The sequence below is a fragment of the Leptospira vanthielii serovar Holland str. Waz Holland = ATCC 700522 genome, from assembly GCF_000332455.1.
In the GTDB taxonomy this organism is placed as follows: Bacteria; Spirochaetota; Leptospiria; order Leptospirales; family Leptospiraceae; genus Leptospira_A; species Leptospira_A vanthielii.
Genome location: NZ_AOGY02000031.1, coordinates 1 through 15,202, shown reverse-complemented (window position 1 = coordinate 15,202; position 15,202 = coordinate 1). Strand labels below are relative to the sequence as shown.

15 protein-coding genes and 1 pseudogene are annotated in these 15,202 nt (G+C 40.6%); 8 read left to right on the top strand and 8 right to left on the bottom strand.

Annotation, left to right across the window (positions count from 1 at the left end):
- The 3 genes from LEP1GSC199_RS06755 to LEP1GSC199_RS06745 all read left to right on the top strand — a co-directional run bounded on the left by LEP1GSC199_RS06755 (position 1) and on the right by LEP1GSC199_RS06745 (position 1,897).
- A complete protein-coding gene (locus LEP1GSC199_RS06755; protein WP_039926284.1) occupies positions 1 to 390 on the top strand; it encodes a hypothetical protein in 390 nt (129 codons plus the stop codon).
- Complete coding sequence (locus LEP1GSC199_RS06750) at positions 387 to 779, top strand: hypothetical protein (protein ID WP_002979591.1); 393 nt, start codon at positions 387 to 389, stop codon at positions 777 to 779. Before LEP1GSC199_RS06755 ends, LEP1GSC199_RS06750 begins: the two co-directional genes overlap by 4 nt.
- Positions 780 to 907: 128 nt before the next feature.
- Positions 908 to 1,897, top strand: coding sequence for a BtrH N-terminal domain-containing protein (locus tag LEP1GSC199_RS06745; RefSeq protein ID WP_002979575.1), 990 nt, complete (start codon positions 908 to 910; stop codon positions 1,895 to 1,897).
- A gap of 88 nt (positions 1,898 to 1,985) precedes the next feature.
- On the opposite strand, the gene LEP1GSC199_RS06740 is transcribed toward LEP1GSC199_RS06745, so the two are convergent.
- Complete coding sequence (locus LEP1GSC199_RS06740) at positions 1,986 to 2,810, bottom strand: SDR family NAD(P)-dependent oxidoreductase (RefSeq protein WP_002979482.1); 825 nt, start codon at positions 2,808 to 2,810, stop codon at positions 1,986 to 1,988.
- A 221-nt stretch (positions 2,811 to 3,031) separates the two neighbouring features.
- Here LEP1GSC199_RS06740 and LEP1GSC199_RS06735 point away from each other — a divergent pair, with 221 nt between their 5' ends.
- The gene (locus LEP1GSC199_RS06735) at positions 3,032 to 3,763 is read left to right on the top strand and encodes a TetR/AcrR family transcriptional regulator (RefSeq protein WP_198288762.1); all 732 of its coding nucleotides are present in this window, start codon (positions 3,032 to 3,034) and stop codon (positions 3,761 to 3,763) included.
- 83 nt (positions 3,764 to 3,846) lie between these two features.
- Here the strand turns inward: LEP1GSC199_RS06735 and LEP1GSC199_RS06730 are convergent, their stop codons facing one another.
- The 4 genes from LEP1GSC199_RS06730 to LEP1GSC199_RS06715 all read right to left on the bottom strand — a co-directional run bounded on the left by LEP1GSC199_RS06730 (position 3,847) and on the right by LEP1GSC199_RS06715 (position 7,738).
- On the bottom strand, positions 3,847 to 5,598 hold the full coding sequence (locus LEP1GSC199_RS06730) for an alginate export family protein (protein WP_002979455.1): 1,752 nt from the start codon (positions 5,596 to 5,598) through the stop codon (positions 3,847 to 3,849).
- Between the two features lie 390 nt (positions 5,599 to 5,988).
- Positions 5,989 to 6,330: a type II toxin-antitoxin system PemK/MazF family toxin gene (locus LEP1GSC199_RS06725; RefSeq protein ID WP_002979484.1), complete on the bottom strand. Its 342-nt coding sequence runs from the start codon at positions 6,328 to 6,330 to the stop codon at positions 5,989 to 5,991.
- Positions 6,317 to 6,565, bottom strand: a complete 249-nt coding sequence (locus tag LEP1GSC199_RS06720; protein ID WP_002979515.1) for a hypothetical protein — start codon at positions 6,563 to 6,565, stop codon at positions 6,317 to 6,319. Before LEP1GSC199_RS06720 ends, LEP1GSC199_RS06725 begins: the two co-directional genes overlap by 14 nt.
- Before the next feature lie 150 nt (positions 6,566 to 6,715).
- Positions 6,716 to 7,738, bottom strand: coding sequence for a zinc-dependent alcohol dehydrogenase family protein (locus LEP1GSC199_RS06715; RefSeq protein ID WP_002979562.1), 1,023 nt, complete (start codon positions 7,736 to 7,738; stop codon positions 6,716 to 6,718).
- Positions 7,739 to 7,829: 91 nt separating this feature from the next.
- Between LEP1GSC199_RS06715 and LEP1GSC199_RS06710 the strand changes: the two genes are divergently transcribed.
- From LEP1GSC199_RS06710 to LEP1GSC199_RS06700, 3 genes are read left to right on the top strand one after another with little or no spacing between them, the layout of a single operon-like run.
- The gene (locus LEP1GSC199_RS06710; protein ID WP_002979475.1) at positions 7,830 to 8,639 is read left to right on the top strand and encodes an SDR family NAD(P)-dependent oxidoreductase; all 810 of its coding nucleotides are present in this window, start codon (positions 7,830 to 7,832) and stop codon (positions 8,637 to 8,639) included.
- A gap of 39 nt (positions 8,640 to 8,678) precedes the next feature.
- A complete protein-coding gene (locus tag LEP1GSC199_RS06705; protein ID WP_002979581.1) occupies positions 8,679 to 9,500 on the top strand; it encodes a DUF1295 domain-containing protein in 822 nt (273 codons plus the stop codon).
- A 13-nt stretch (positions 9,501 to 9,513) separates the two neighbouring features.
- Complete coding sequence (locus tag LEP1GSC199_RS06700) at positions 9,514 to 10,584, top strand: SAM-dependent methyltransferase (RefSeq protein WP_002979503.1); 1,071 nt, start codon at positions 9,514 to 9,516, stop codon at positions 10,582 to 10,584.
- Here the strand turns inward: LEP1GSC199_RS06700 and LEP1GSC199_RS06695 are convergent.
- Positions 10,563 to 12,140, bottom strand: a complete 1,578-nt coding sequence (locus tag LEP1GSC199_RS06695; RefSeq protein ID WP_002979534.1) for a DEAD/DEAH box helicase — start codon at positions 12,138 to 12,140, stop codon at positions 10,563 to 10,565. The two genes, LEP1GSC199_RS06700 and LEP1GSC199_RS06695, sit on opposite strands and share 22 nt — an antisense overlap.
- Positions 12,141 to 12,199: 59 nt before the next feature.
- Positions 12,200 to 13,866 (bottom strand): annotated as a pseudogene (locus tag LEP1GSC199_RS06690) (hybrid sensor histidine kinase/response regulator).
- A 72-nt stretch (positions 13,867 to 13,938) separates the two neighbouring features.
- Between LEP1GSC199_RS06690 and msrB the strand changes: the two are divergent.
- Positions 13,939 to 14,484, top strand: coding sequence for a peptide-methionine (R)-S-oxide reductase MsrB (msrB, locus tag LEP1GSC199_RS06685; RefSeq protein WP_002979493.1), 546 nt, complete (start codon positions 13,939 to 13,941; stop codon positions 14,482 to 14,484).
- A 17-nt stretch (positions 14,485 to 14,501) separates the two neighbouring features.
- Here msrB and LEP1GSC199_RS06680 read toward each other — a convergent pair.
- A partial coding sequence (locus LEP1GSC199_RS06680; RefSeq protein ID WP_002979560.1) for a hypothetical protein occupies positions 14,502 to 15,202 on the bottom strand: 701 nt, incomplete at its 5' end.

Genomic DNA, 15,202 nt, shown 5'->3' with positions numbered 1-15,202 from the left:
ATGAAAAGAATCCTTTTATTTATTCTGGCCATTTTTCTGGTCCATTGTGCTAACACTTCTTATTACCAAACCTGGGGTAAAAACAAAGTTCGCTTGAATGGTTTTTCGGCAAACGAAGGATACATGGTTAGCGATACCTTCGATATCACTTACACTAGGGTTTATATGTTTTGGGGACTTTCTAATATAAGAGATAAGTCTTTGGACGAATTATTGGCAGAACTATATCTGAAATATCCGAATTCGAGTATTGGAGATTTAAAAATTACAGAAGAATATGAATTTTCCGATGGTCTTTTTGACTTAATTTCCTTTGGAATCGTGCGCCCTTATACGCTAAATTTAAAAGGGAATATTTATTCTCTAACTAGTGGAGGGAATTCGAAATGAAAAAATTTTGTTCGATCACTCTATTTACATCCCTCATTTTTGCTTTCGGCTGTGCTTCTTATCGTTATGAAATTGTGGATACTAAAATCCCAATTAGTTTTTCTAATGAACTTGGAAACGATGAAAAGTTTAGGCAGTTCTCCATTGAAACTAAACTTTCTTGGTATCTTTTTGATACGCAAACAATCGACAGTTTGAATTTAGATGATATTATAAAACAAAATCTTCCCAATGCTAAGAAGATTTTTAATCTTAGAATTTATTCGAAAGAGAATGTAATGGATTCTTTGATAAGAACTCTAACTACTGCTGCACAATTCCTTTTTGTATCAAATCGAGCTTTGTATTCCCAAAGGACAATTATCATTGAAGGTTTGGTTGTGGAATAGTGGATTGGCAGTGAATCTCAGGTTCTCATACAAGTTTTTTAGAACTCATTAAAATTAAAGAGGAAATTAGGTGGGATGATTTATTTTAGTATACCGAACAAATCCCATCTATTTGGAAAACAGTAAACATGATCCTACCTAAACTTTCTCCTTTTGTGGGAGTCCACTGTGAAACCACAGCCACCGGAACTCTTTTAAAACATATCGGCGTGGAACTGTCGGAACCTATGTTATTTGGAATTGGGGAGGGCCTTAATTTTATCTTTTGGAATATGAAAACTATGGATTTTCCTTTTATCGGTGGGAGGATCAGGCCTGACCAGCTAACGGTGAATATAGCAAATAATCTAAACTTAAAACTAAAAATTCAGGAAACTGCTTCGAAAACAAAGGCTTGGTCATCTGTTCGGGATATAATTGATCAGGGAACTCCAGTTGGATTAAAATTGGACTCTTTTCACTTAGAGTATTTTTCAAAACCATTTCATTTTGCCGGTCATTATGTAGCCCTCTATGGATATGATGAGTCTAATGCCTATTTGGTTGATACCAAACAACAAGGAACCAAAGTACATACCTCTTTAAAAAGTTTGGAATTGGCACGAAGTGAAAAGGGGCCCATGGCTTCCAAAAATCTTTTTTATACAGTAACACCTGGGAAAAAATTACCGGAGCTCACAAAGATCGTGAGGCTAGCTGCGAAAAACAATGCCCGCGAATACCTTCATCCGCCTATTACGAATGTTTCCTACAAAGGAATCAAAAAGCTTGCATCGCAATTAGAAAAATGGTTTTATTCCTCTTCTGATCCCGAGAGAGATTTTGTGACAACAGCGATGATGATGGAAAAGGCAGGAACAGGTGGTGCGATCTTTAGAAACTTATATAGGGATTTTTTATTAGAATCTTATGAGTTAACCAACGATCCCATCTTTAAAAGAACCCACTTACAATTCAAAAAGATCGCCACTCACTGGACAGAGATCGCAACTTTGTTTGATACCTTAGGTAAAAAGGTGGAAGTAAGATTGCTCGGGGAAATAAAAGACCTTCTCCATTTAGTTTCTGAATTAGAGTTTAGTTCTATGAACGAATTATTGAAACTAAAGGAAAAATGATCGTTTGGTAATTGGTTCCTTTTTTAAAAAATCATGACGATCTTCCAGAATTTTTAAGAAACCAGAATTCTGGAAGATACTCTTTTTACTAAGATCCCTGTGCTGAGTTCGAAACTTCTCCCCAAGCTTCCCAGGTTTTGAGACGATCTGCATAGGTAGCTCGCACCAAAGGTAAATTCTGACTGCCAAGAAAAAACCGAAGTGGTGGATTTTCTGCATCGATCATTTTGAATAATGCCTCTGGTGTCGCATTCGGATTGCCTCTTTGCATAGTCTTCAATCCCTCTAGGACTTGATTTTTGAGATTTGAATAGAGCTCGAGACTTGATGTAAATTTCAATGACTCCGGGCTTCCAAATTCGGTAGCATAGGCACCAGGTTCTATAAGTGTAACTTTGATACCAAAGGGTTTCACTTCACTTGCTAAACTTTCATGGATCGCTTCGAAAGCCCATTTTGAGGAACAGTAATACCCAACCAAAGGCATCGATACATGCCCCAAGGTGCTTGAAACACCGATGATATGACCGCCACCTTGTTTGCGTAATAACGGTAAGGCAGTCTGGATCACAGAAAGTGAGCCAAAAATATTAGTTTCGTAAAGTGCCCGAACTTCGTCTCCGCTTGCTTCTTCAATGGTGCCCACAAGCGAATACCCTGCATTGTTCAAAATAATGTCTAGTCTGCCAAAGTGTGAATGGGCTTCTTCGACAACATGTTTGACTTGATTGGGTTTTGTCACGTCGAGCTCAAGAGTTAGAACTTGATCGCCGTATTTTTCCTTCAGGTCTGCCAAATTTCCCACCGAACGCGCAGTGGCCGCCACTTTGTCGCCGCGTTGGAGTGCTGCCTTCGTCCAGATTCGACCGAAACCCCGAGAACTTCCTGTGATGAGCCAGATTTTGTTAGACATATTGCCCCCTTAACTTTCAACCATAAATCCATTTTGACCTAAGATTCAGATTGTTATCATTGATAACAAAAATAATATATCATCGATAACGAGTGCAAGCAATCAAATTTTTCCTATTTCATCCTATTTTTTCGTCGAAAGATTTAATCATCGACAAAGATCACTTTCTTTTCTAAGTTATTTGAGTCCTAAAGATTTTGAAGTAAAAGTAGCATAGAAACGTGCCCCAAAAAAAGTCACCAGGCCAAACACCTGAAATGAGTACATCTAGAAATGATATTCGTGAGCGGATTATCAAGGCTGCTATTCATGTTTTAAAGAAAGGTGGTCGAGATGCCTTAACGACTAGGAGTGTTTCCGCTGCCGCTAAGGTACAAGCTCCGACCCTTTACCGTTTGTTCGGTGACATGCGTGGCCTTTTAGATGCTGTAGCTGAATATGGTTTTATTGCAGCTTTTAACAAAAAGAAGGAACAAAAACCAAGTCCTGATCCTATTGATGATCTTCGAAAAGCCTGGGATTCTCATATAACCTTCGGACTTGAAAACCCAGTCCTTTACGTCTTGATGTTTGGTGAACCCCGACCAGAATTATCCTTACCCATCATCGAAAAATCAAAACTACTTCTTGCTGAACTCATCCACCGCATAGCAGTCGCAGGACAGCTGAAAGTGACTGAAACACGGGCAGCCGAGTTGATCTATTCATTTAGCTCTGGAATCGTACTAAGTTTACTTGCAATGCCAGAAGAAATACGTGATACCACTCTTTCTTTTGACGCGCGTGAGGTATTAGTGGCTGCCATCACAAATAATACTCCTCCCGAGAAAGTGGCCAACATAGGGTCGGTTGCTATTACTATGCAGGCATTACTGCCGAGTGTTCCATCACTTTCGGAGGGAGAGCGCCACTTGTTGAAAGAGTTATTAGATAGAATTTCAAACCAAAAGTAATTTGATCCAATGTTTTTAAAGAATGGATCCCTTTTTTCCAATACCACTTATCGGAGCTGTTAATAATTGTGTCCTTCCAAAAATTAAAATTGGGCCGTGACCATCAGGTAGGCGAACTGGGCATTTTTGGAAAATTGATTGGTATAAACTTGTGAGTTAATGGTGCGATCATTCACACGGTTTTGGATGGCATCACCGGCAAATAACATACTATACCCACATTCTAAAATTAAATTTTTGTAAGGGACATTGTATTTGAAATCAAGTTCACGGAATAAACTTTTTCCGAGCATTGATACAGGCCTATTGTCACCAGCACCTTTTTCTGTTAAGACTTGGCTCACATCATAGCTGTTATTGGAAATTGATTCAGTACTCGCTCCGGTTTTGGCAACTCCTGCGACATCATACCAACTATCTTGGAGTTTGTGTTTTTCGATGGCAAAATAATCTAACCGAACCGAACCATAAGTTCCTAAGTTGTAACTAGCATTTACTGATTTGGATTTCATATTGACCCAACTAACTTGGTCTGCCATTCCGTAAAATAAATGGTTGGTATGAAATAAGTTTTGAAAACTGGCAATTGACCCGTCCGTTCTGTTGGGATCTCCACTCCCTATATCGTAGGCAACACCTAATCTGAGTTTATCGATTGTATATCCGACATCAGCCCCAAAGGCGAATGTTTTATACCTTTCTTTTTCTGAATAAAGATTGTGTTTATAAGTCCCATTAGTTAATGGGTCGGTCAAAGTCACTAGGGTTCTATTATCATCCCATCTGGGCCTGATGGATTTTCCTGTGGTTCCGGTTTGTACGGCATATTCGAAGGAGTAGTCAATCGCTTGGAGTGCCTTTTTGTTGGCTTGGGTTCTGTTGGTTATGCGGATTCCATAAGTATGTAAGATATCCCATCGTCCGGCTCTGGAGGCAGGAGTCCCTGTTTCTCCAGTGGTGAGAACGAGTGATTGATTGGTACGCAAATATTCTTTTTGCAAACCTAAATAGTACAAATCAATATGAAAAAAATCGGAGGGTTTGAGTGTATTGTAAAATCCCGTGAAGTAGGAATCACCTAACTCTTGTCTTTGGGCATCTGGTTTCAAAGTGCAGGCTTTTGTCCCGTTGTAAGGACAATCCAAATAGGGGCTGTATTGGTTTTTTACTCCAAAGGAGGTTGTGTTCCCTGCGATATCAGAGTGGCGTTCACTCACGCTGGTAACAAACACATGCGAAGAAAGATATTTTTGTTCCCACTTCAGTCTGAGTCCATCAAAACTTCGGCCTACATTGGTCCAATCTAAAGATCCCACCAAACGTTCGTCACCGTATCGCAGAATTTGCCGACCTGCTTGGATATGGAAGGGAAGATCAAAGTTGTTTTTCACTTCGATATAGGCTTCGCGAATGTCGGTGCTTTGCCTTGTTCCATCATTAGCTGTAGAAAGTCCAGTGAGTGATCCTTTCTCTGCTCCCCAAAGCCTTGCATCTTGGAAAGTGATTTTAGCAATCACGTCTTTGGTAAATTCTTTTTGAACCCAAAATTGAATCTTCTGCCCTGTAAAATCCACGTTGTCGTTTGTGTTGCGATTGAAATCTAAGTTGTACTTCATCTCAGGTCGAACGCGCACAAGAGCTCCTGCCGTAAATCCATCCGACCAAGTCGAAGGTGTGGTCGGTTTTTGTGGTTCTTGTGTGGGTGCTGTTGTGGCGTTTGGAAGTTGGTTTGTATTTGTTGGAGTATCCGTAGGCGGAACAGTCGTTTGGCCAAAAATTTCAACACCAACAGACATAAATAAAAAGAGTAAAGTGGCTAATCTTCGCATCTGCATTTTTTAAAAGACCCGAAATACGATCTTCTCCTAAGAGCTTGTAGAATGCAAGAATCGTACATATTGAGTAAAATTATCTAAAATAATTGCGAATTGTCTAAAATACACTACAAACTGTATCTTTTGCAGGATGGTTGGTTTAAGGCAAGTAGTTTGATATTGGACAATTGGTTCGATGATTGGGGAGATTGCGTACATTTTGTATCTTTTGCGTAAAAAATGTACGGTTTGTTTGGATGGTGGTAGTGGGTGGGGTCTGTCTGTCTTGGGCTATGATTTTAAAATTCAATTCAAGAAAAGCGCAGGATTTGGATGTTAGCACATTTAGAAAATTGAAATGTGGGAAAAAGTATGGGAAACGATAGGAACTTCAATTATATGCAGTTTGGTTTAGCCTAAAGAAAGTACCAGTTTCATTCCTTCTTCCACTTTCTTCATATTCTTAGTTTTTAATTCGGAAGCTTTGTTTATGAATCTTTCCCTATCTAGAGTTACAATTTGAGAAACATTTACAATTGAGTCTTTAGAGAGATTTGTGTCTTTTTTAGTTAACAAAGTATTTCCAGGAGCAGTGGCTAAGTTCATATTCGTAGTTAATGGGACTACTATGATAGTATTAATATTACTTTCATTGAAAGCATCATCTTGAACGATTAAGACTGGTCTTTTAAAACCTGGTTCACTTCCAAATGGAATCCCCAGATCCACCCACCAGATTTCACCACGAGTCATTTTTAAGACTTCTTCTTAGGGTTGAGACAGAAATATTTAAGATTGAATGATCGGTTGCATCAATGTTCTTTGCGTAAACTTCGTTTAGTTTCTCTGTAATTTTTTCTTTTGAATGATTTTGTATAAATTCTTCGAGAGCTATCGCAAACAATTGGCTTCTGGGAATTCCCAATTTTTTAGCGGTCTTTTCAGCAGAAACAAAAAGATCGTCTGGAATCGATATCGCAGTTTTCATGTAAAAAGTATAACTAGGGTATAACTTTAAAACAAGCTTTTTTATTACGTTCCCCCAGTTTTTTTTCTTAGCATGAAAACTGTCCCTTGCTTTGGCCTTTGGCGAGGCAAAAAAACAATGTCGCTCGCCAGTAGAAACAGTTGCTACGTTTCATCCCCAACTCACCACCACTTTCCCAAAATGTTTTCCTGTTTGTAGATACTGCAAGGCTTCTGGAACTTCGTCCCATCCGTACACTTTGTCCACAACGGGTTTAATTTTGTTAAATTCGATGGCTCGGTTCATTCTTTCGAAGTCGGAGCGGCTTCCCACAATCACCCCTTGGACTTTGACTCCTTGCATGAGTATTGGGTACAGAGAAAGACTCGATTCTCCACCAGCAAGAACTCCAATGAGGGCAATGGTTCCGTAAGGTTTTACACTCATCATGGATTTTGGCATGGTACCGGCACCGCCGACTTCGATGATAAGGTCCGCGCCGGCCATTTTGGTATGTTTGCGAATGTCTCGTTCCCAATTGGTTTTTGTGGAGTAGTTGATGGTTTCGTCGGCACCGAGGGTTTTGGCACGGGCCAATTTTTCATCGCTGGAAGAGGTGATGATGACTCGGGCTCCCATCATTTTTGCAAATTGAAGGGCAAATAAAGACACACCACCCGTTCCGAGACAGACAACATCCGAGCCAGGTTCAATCCCACCAAAACTCACTACAGCGTTGTATGCAGTAAGGCCGGCACAACCTAAGGTTGCGGCTTCTGCGTCTGTTAGGTGGCTTGGTGTGGCCACAAGGCCAGTTTCCGAGAACTTCCCATACTGCGCCAAACATCCGTCATTTGGTCCGCCGAGAGTGGAACGAAGGTTATCCATATTGGGGGCACCATCCATCCATTTTTGAGCGAAAATAGGAAGGACTCTGTCTCCTTTTTTCCAAAGAGTGACTTCTGATCCGACAGCTTCCACAACACCGGCTCCATCGGAACAAGGGATGAGAGGGAGTTTTTGACGAGGGTTGTAAGTTCCAATCACCATTAAATAATCACGATAATTCAGTGAAGTCGCTGTTAGGCGAACAAGGACTTCTTTGGGGGAAAGTGATTCAGAAAGATCCCTTGTTGTTTGTTTTAAGTTCTCAAGTCCAAAGGATCCTTGGATTTCCCATACTTTGTTTAACATAATTCCTCTAAGTTTTAAAATCAAAATTCACTCGTCAGATCCTCAGGCCTCCTTATCCTTTGTCGAGTGGGAATCAGAGGATAAGGCAGTTATGAAAAAAGATTTTTGGAACGATAGGGTAGTAGTGATCACCGGTGCCTCGAGTGGGATTGGAAAAGCTTTGTATGAAGAACTTGCTCTTTTCCCCTGTGAACTTGTTCTCTTAGCAAGAAGGGCTGCAGAAATTACATCCCCCAAAAACAAACATGAAGGGGCTATCATTCACCGCGTGGCTTGTGACCTTTCTGACCCCACATCGGTTCTCGATGCCATCGAGTGGATCCAAAAGAAAGTTTCTAAAATTGATGTTTTATTTAATAACGCAGGGATTACGGCCCATGGCCGGTTTGATTCCCTTTCGATGGATGTGTATCGTAAAACCTTTGCGACTAATTTCTTTGGACCGATCCAACTCGTGCGGGGACTCCTTCCGCACTTGCTTGCCGCAAAAGGAAATATTGTCACCACCTCCACTGTCTCTGCTTTGTATGGTGTGCCGGGCCGTGCTGCTTACTCTGCTTCCAAGTCGGCACTTCACGCGGCACTTGAATCCCTTCGGATCGAAACTAGAGAAGCGGGCCTTGGTGTATCTTTAGTTTGTGTTCCCTATACGGACACAGCTCTTCGAACATCAGGACTCGATGCATCAGGGGAAACACTTTCCGAGGCACCCGCCAAAGGAAAACGAAAGACCGCTAAGGAAGTGGCCCATGTTTTAATGTCTGTCGCAAAGGACAAAGAGGCAAGGCTTGTGACATTCAATTTGAGTGGTCGGTTTTTGGAATGGATGCGGTTTTTCTCACCAAAGATTTTAGAAAAAATTCTCTATAAAAAACTTTACTCGGACTTCAAATCACACTGAAAGTCGTCTAAACCAAGGCATCGGGAGAGAAACCATCCTTTGGACAATTTATTAATTTCTTATTTAGCGGCTGTTATATTCACATTCTTGTTTATGAGTCTGATGTGGTTTTGGGGAAAGTCCAGGGACAATTACGCAGTCATTGATGTAGGTTGGGGGCTTGTCATAGCAGGTATCGCCAGTATCCTCGTATATTTGGGACGAGGGAACTGGATTGCCAAACTGGCCGTGCTTGTCCCTGTTTGGATTTGGGCCTTACGATTGTCCGGGTTTCTTTTTTGGACAAGGATCCGTACAAACCATCCAGAAGACAAACGTTACACTGGATTTCGAAAGGACTACGGTGACAAAGTTCATTTAAAGATGTTTACCAATGTCTTTCTCGTGCAAGGGTTTTTAGCACTTCTACTTTCTGTCCCGTTTTATTTTGCGGCCCAATGGGATTTATTTCCCAACTCAGGAGCTTTGGGGCCTAACGGGTATTTGATGGTCTTACTTGGATGGGTTTTGTTTTTGGTGGGAGTGGTGGGAGAGGCAATCTCTGACCGTGACCTCCACAAGTTTGTTGCCGATTCGAACAACAAAGGAAAAGTTTGTAACGTAGGTTTATGGAAGTTCTCAAGACATCCCAACTACTTTTTTGAATGGATCCTATGGGTAGGGATCGGAATCATTCCTGTCCTTTCTTCGCCGGAAGCAATTTTATCACTTTTCACACCACTCTTTATGTTTGTGTTGTTACGATTTGTATCGGGGGTTCCCTTTGCCGAAAAATACTCACTCCTTTCCAAAGGAGATCTGTTTCGGGAATACCAACGCACCACTAATGCATTTTTCCCTTGGTTTTCAAAACAAAAATAAGTAAGGATAAAATATGAATTTCAATGATTCCTCCCCTAAAGAAGAGGGCTCGGCTTTTAGTATCAATTCGCTTTTGGAGAAAGATATTTTCCCAGATTGGCTCATTCGTTTTCGTATCCGCCAACTTTTAAATGTACGGATCAAACAAGAAAGAAAAGAAAACGCCACGGCCCAACTCCAACACAAAATGAACTATGTGAATGAGTTAAAAAAATCACCGATCGCTGTACATACGAAAGCGGCGAATGAACAGCACTACGAAGTTCCGAGCGATTTTTTTACTTACGTGATGGGACCAAGGATGAAGTATTCCTCTGGATATTGGCCTACACTCGATACGAGTTTTGCGGAATCGGAAGAAGAGATGCTTCGGATCACCGTAGAACGTGCAGAGATCAAAAATGGAATGAAGGTTTTGGATTTGGGATGCGGCTGGGGAAGTATCTCTCTCTATATCGCCGAAAAATTTCCTAAATGTAAAGTGACAGGTGTTTCCAATTCGAGAACTCAAAAAGAATTTATCGACAAACGTGCGAAAGAAAGGGGATTAAAAAACCTCACCATCATCACAAAAGACATGAACGATTTTACTACCAAAGACAAGTTTGATCGGATTGTTTCTGTCGAGATGTTAGAACATATGAAAAACTATGAGAAACTCTTTGAAAAACTATCAAAGTTTCTTGTGACCGATGGAAAGTTTTTTGTCCACATTTTCACTCACAAAGAATTTGCGTATCCTTTCGAAGTGATTGATGAAACGGACTTTATGGCCAAGTACTTTTTTACCGGTGGGCAGATGCCATCAGATGATTTGTTTTTATACTTCCAAAAAGATTTTTTAATCGAAAATCATTGGGTAGTGAATGGAACTCATTATGCGAGAACCAGTGAGGCTTGGTATGATAACATGATCCTAAACAAGGATAAACTAATGCCTATCCTTGCGAGTACTTACGGCGAAAAAGAAAAAACCAAATGGTTTGTTTATTGGAAAGTTTTCTTTCTCGCCTGTGCCGAGTTATGGGACTATCGAAACGGTGAGGAGTGGTTTGTTAGCCACTACTTACTGCGAAAACGCTGAGTTTTTTTCCCAGCAGCTTTTACGTAAACTCCGCCTTCTTTTTTAGAAGGGGGAGCACCGCTGCGACGAGTGTCTCCACTGCGTTCACTTCGTTCCCCACGTTCGCTTCTTTCTCCGCCTGACCTGCTAGCACCGCCACGGTAACCACCGCGACTTCCGCCGCCTGATCCGCCACCATCGCGTCGTCTTCCACCGGATCCGCCACTAGGAGGAGTTTCACTCCATTCCCCAGCAGTTTTTCCGATTTTTTCCGGGCCGCTGATTTTGGTTTGATCGAGCATATTCGAAAGCAGTTTCAAAGATAAAGAACGTTTGTCGTCCAACTTCAAAAGTTTTTCTAAAACTTCTTCTGCATCCGCATGGATTTCTGTTTCTACTACTTTGTTTAGGAAGTCTTCTTCTCTTCTTGCCAAAACTTCTTTTTTAGTAGGAAGGGAAGCAATCGTAAGTTGTGTTCCGGAGGTTCCTTTGAGTCTTAGGAGTGCACGAGATTCTCTTGTGGTTACAAGTGTTACCGCTTTCCCAGACTTTCCAGCCCGACCCGTACGACCAATTCTATGTGTATAACTTTCGCTATCAAAAGGAAGGTGGTAGTTGATTACGAGTGACAAATCTTTTACGTCAAGACCACGTGCGGCAACATCTGTTGCTACAAGGATTTTTACGCGCCCATCGTGTAGGCTCTTTAAAACTTGTTCTCTTTGTTTTTGATTTAAATCTCCGTGAAGAGCTTCTACAGGATAACCTTTGAAACTGAGTGTTGATTTAAGATCATCTGCTTCTTTTTTAGTTTTTGTGAAGATGATTGCCTTAAAAGGGTTTTCATAATCCAAAATTCGTACGACAGAAATTTCACGTTCTGCTTCATCAATCACGTAGTACACTTGTTCGATGTTTTTAGACGATTTTTCTGTTGCTGCAATTTTTACAAGTGCAGGGTGCGTTTGGTACTTACTTGCCAACTTCTTAATGGGCTCCGGCATGGTTGCGGAGAAAAGTAAGGTTTGTCTTTTGGTTGGCAGTAGATTAAAGATGGATTCAATATCATCCATAAAGCCCATGTCGAGCATTTCATCTGCTTCATCCAATATCACCATCGAAGGTTTGAAATTTTTAAGTTCCTTTCCTTTCAATAGGTCGAGAAGTCTTCCTGGAGTTGCCACAGCAACTTGGGCACCTTTTGCCACTTGAGTGATTTGTTTAGAATAGGAACTGCCGCCATAAATAGTGGTGGTTTTGATTCCTAAATGTTTTCCCAATTTAAACAGTTCATCTGATACTTGCAGTGCAAGTTCGCAAGTTGGTGTGAGGACAAGCACTTGCATGCCATCGTTCACATTGATTTTGTTCAAACAGGGGAGTCCGTAAGCGGCAGTTTTTCCGGTACCGGTCTGCGCTTGTGCGATTAAATCTTTTCCTTCCAATACGAGCGGAATCGCTTGTTTTTGGATAGGGCTTGGTAGTTCGAAGCCTGCATCAGTGATTCCTTGTAGTATTTCAGGACGTAATCCGAAAGATTGGAAGTCATTTCCAACTTCGGTGTCATTCTTAGTCATGAAAATAGGATACAATAAAAAAACGGCCTAAAAAAGAAAGGTAAAAATATCTGAATGTCCTAATCTCCTTTTTCTGCGATTTCTTTCAGGTGTAGGTAGAGTTCTTCTTTCTGGTAGGGTTTGGGCATAAAATACTCGAATCCAGAGGCGAGGATTTGGTCCTTTTCCTCAGGCATACAAAGCCCCGTACAGGCGAATAGAGCAGGTCTGTGAGGTTTCCCAGCCAATCCTTTTGCAATTTCTGTTCCGTGTTTTCCAGGCATTTCAATGTCTAAAAAGGCAATATCGTAGAAAGATTCGTTGAGTTCCCTTTCTGCGTCGATTCCGTTATTTGTTTCTTTTATTTCAAATTGTAAGGGTTTCAAATAACTTCTTAGGACAGGACCTTTCTGTTTAAATCATTGTCATCGGCGATAAGAACCCTTTGTGGCCTGGAAAATATTGGTAAGTGAGATTGGACTTTAACATCCAAATGGCTTGGTTGCACCTTACGTTCCTCCAATTTCCAAAGGGTGGGTATTTTTACTTTAAATGTGGAACCTTCACCTAACTTAGATTCAACCTCCACTTCACCACCCATTTCTTCTAATGAAAGTTTCACAATCGAAAGACCGAGGCCAGACCCAGAAATCCCGCAACCTTCGGGGACAAATTGATTGTACTTCTGAAAGAGTCTGTCCTTCACTTCAGGAGAAATTCCTGGGCCCGTATCTTTTACTTCAAACTGTAAAATTCCTTCCTCTTTTGTTTTCGTTTCCAACTGAACCGAACAAGTGACAGCTCCTTTGTTTGTGAATTTTACGGCATTAGCAATTAAGTTCCAAAAAATCTTTTCGATCTTTCTTTTGTCAGAAAGTAGGAATATATTTTGATTCACTTCATTATTCAGTTTGAATTCTATTTGTTTTCGTTTGGTTTCGGTTTTAAAAAAAGAATCTAAGATATGTAAACATTGGTAAAACTCAAACCATTCATTTTTTAGTATGCTTGCTTTTTCTTCCAATCGAGATATTTCTATAGTATCATTGACTAAATGTAGAATCACTTCGCCGGCGTTTCGTATATGATCCACATAACCAAGAACAGTTGGATTTAAATCAGTTTCCCGAATCATCTCAGACATTCCGAGGAGAGAGTTTAATGGATTTCGAATGTCGTGGCTAATCGCAGCGATAAAATCTCTTTTCGCTGCAGAGGCCTTTTCTGCCGCTAATTTTTCAACCTCCATTCGTTCTGTAGCTTTTCTCATTTGTAACAAACGTACCGTTTGTTTTCCAAGTAACCGCAGCATTTGAATTTGGTTTTCGTTTAGTTCTCTTGGTTTATTATCAATCACACAAAGAGTTCCCAGTTTGATTTGGTCATCAAGAGCCAAGGGGATACCGGCATAAAAAATAACATTCGGTGCTTCATCCACTAAGGGATTGTTTTTAAAACGATCATCTTCTTTGGCATTGGGAACCACAAAAACTTCATTGCCTAAAATGGCATGAGAACAAAAGGCAAAGGACCTAGGTGTTTCGCGTGCAGTAAGCCCATGGTGGGATTTGAACCATTGTCTTGTTTCATCAATAAGACTCACAAGAGAGATCGGTGTATCACAAATCATAGAAGCAAGTTTTGTGATTTCATCGAACATTTCCTCTTCAGGTGTGTCGAGGATTTCGAGCCCTTTTAAGGCCGAAAGACGTGCGGTCTCATTTTTCGGTAAAGGGGCGATGATCATACGAGGTTTAGACGAAGTCAATTTTGCATAAAGGAAAGCATAATTTCGCTTTTTCCTACGAGTCTAAGATCTATGAACAGAGTTGCCAAATTGCTTTTTTTCCCCCTCCTTCCATTATTATGTTTGTTTCTGATTACTTCTTGTTTTGAATCCTCTTCCCCCTCTCCGAAAAAACCCGAGAATCTTGAGTTACGAAAAAAACTCACTGATTTACAATACCGAGTCACCCAAGAAGATGAAACTGAGCCACCTTTCCAAAATGAATATTGGGACAATCATGAAGATGGAATCTATGTAGATATCGTCTCAAAAGAACCTTTGTTTAGTTCGAAGGACAAATTTGAATCGGGAACGGGGTGGCCTAGTTTTACAAAACCGATCGTAGAAACCAATGTGGTAGAAATTGTGGACAATTCGTACGGTATGATTCGAACAGAAGTGCGTTCCAAAAAAGCAAATTCTCATTTAGGTCATGTTTTTGATGATGGCCCAAAACCGGCAAACAAACGCTATTGTATGAATTCCGCTTCTATGGAATTTATCCCCAAATCCAAGTTGAAAGAAAAAGGATATGGAAATTTCCTTTCAGAATTTTCCGAATCAGAGAAAAACAAATAACTCTTTTGGGCCTTTGGTTATGCCCAAAGATTCATCATAAACTCTTCATCGTTACGTAACGTAATGAGTTTGTATTTTGTTTCGTGAATGTCTTCACGAGAAACTTCGCGTTTCCAACGAATGTCCACTTTTAGTTTGCGAACTCGGGTTTGTAGTTCTAAAAGTTCCCAAACTGAATCTTCCATTTCTTTTCTATAAAGATTGGTAAAAAGTGGTGCCACTTGGTCGGGGGTGTCCATTTTTAAAAGTTCCACGTGGGTTAGGTCATGGATGTTTTGTAGGGCCCAGATATGTAGAGTGAGAGTGGTGATTCTTTCTAGTTGAGAGATTTCATCTTTTGTATTTCTTGTAACTTGTTGTTTGAAAAAACGAATTCGTTTTTCTAAATATTGGATGAGGTCAGATTTTGGAATTTCTTTTTGTTTCCATTTGTCCCAATCGGTTTTAAGATCTTCAAAAAGTCCTTCGCCGAAAAAAACAGAAGAGGCTTCCATGAGTTGTAGGCTGCCCGGTTCTGAAATTTTTAATCTATGGCGAAGAGAATCTGCATCCCCTGCAATCATATTGACCGGAGCCACATCTTCCAACTTCTGTAAAGCCCGAGAAATGGAATCAATGAACTGGGATTTCATTTGGTCTGTGGAATGCGCCACCAAATAAAAATTGAGATCGGATTCTGAATGAAAGTCACCACGTTCCCTAGATCCATACGTGGCGT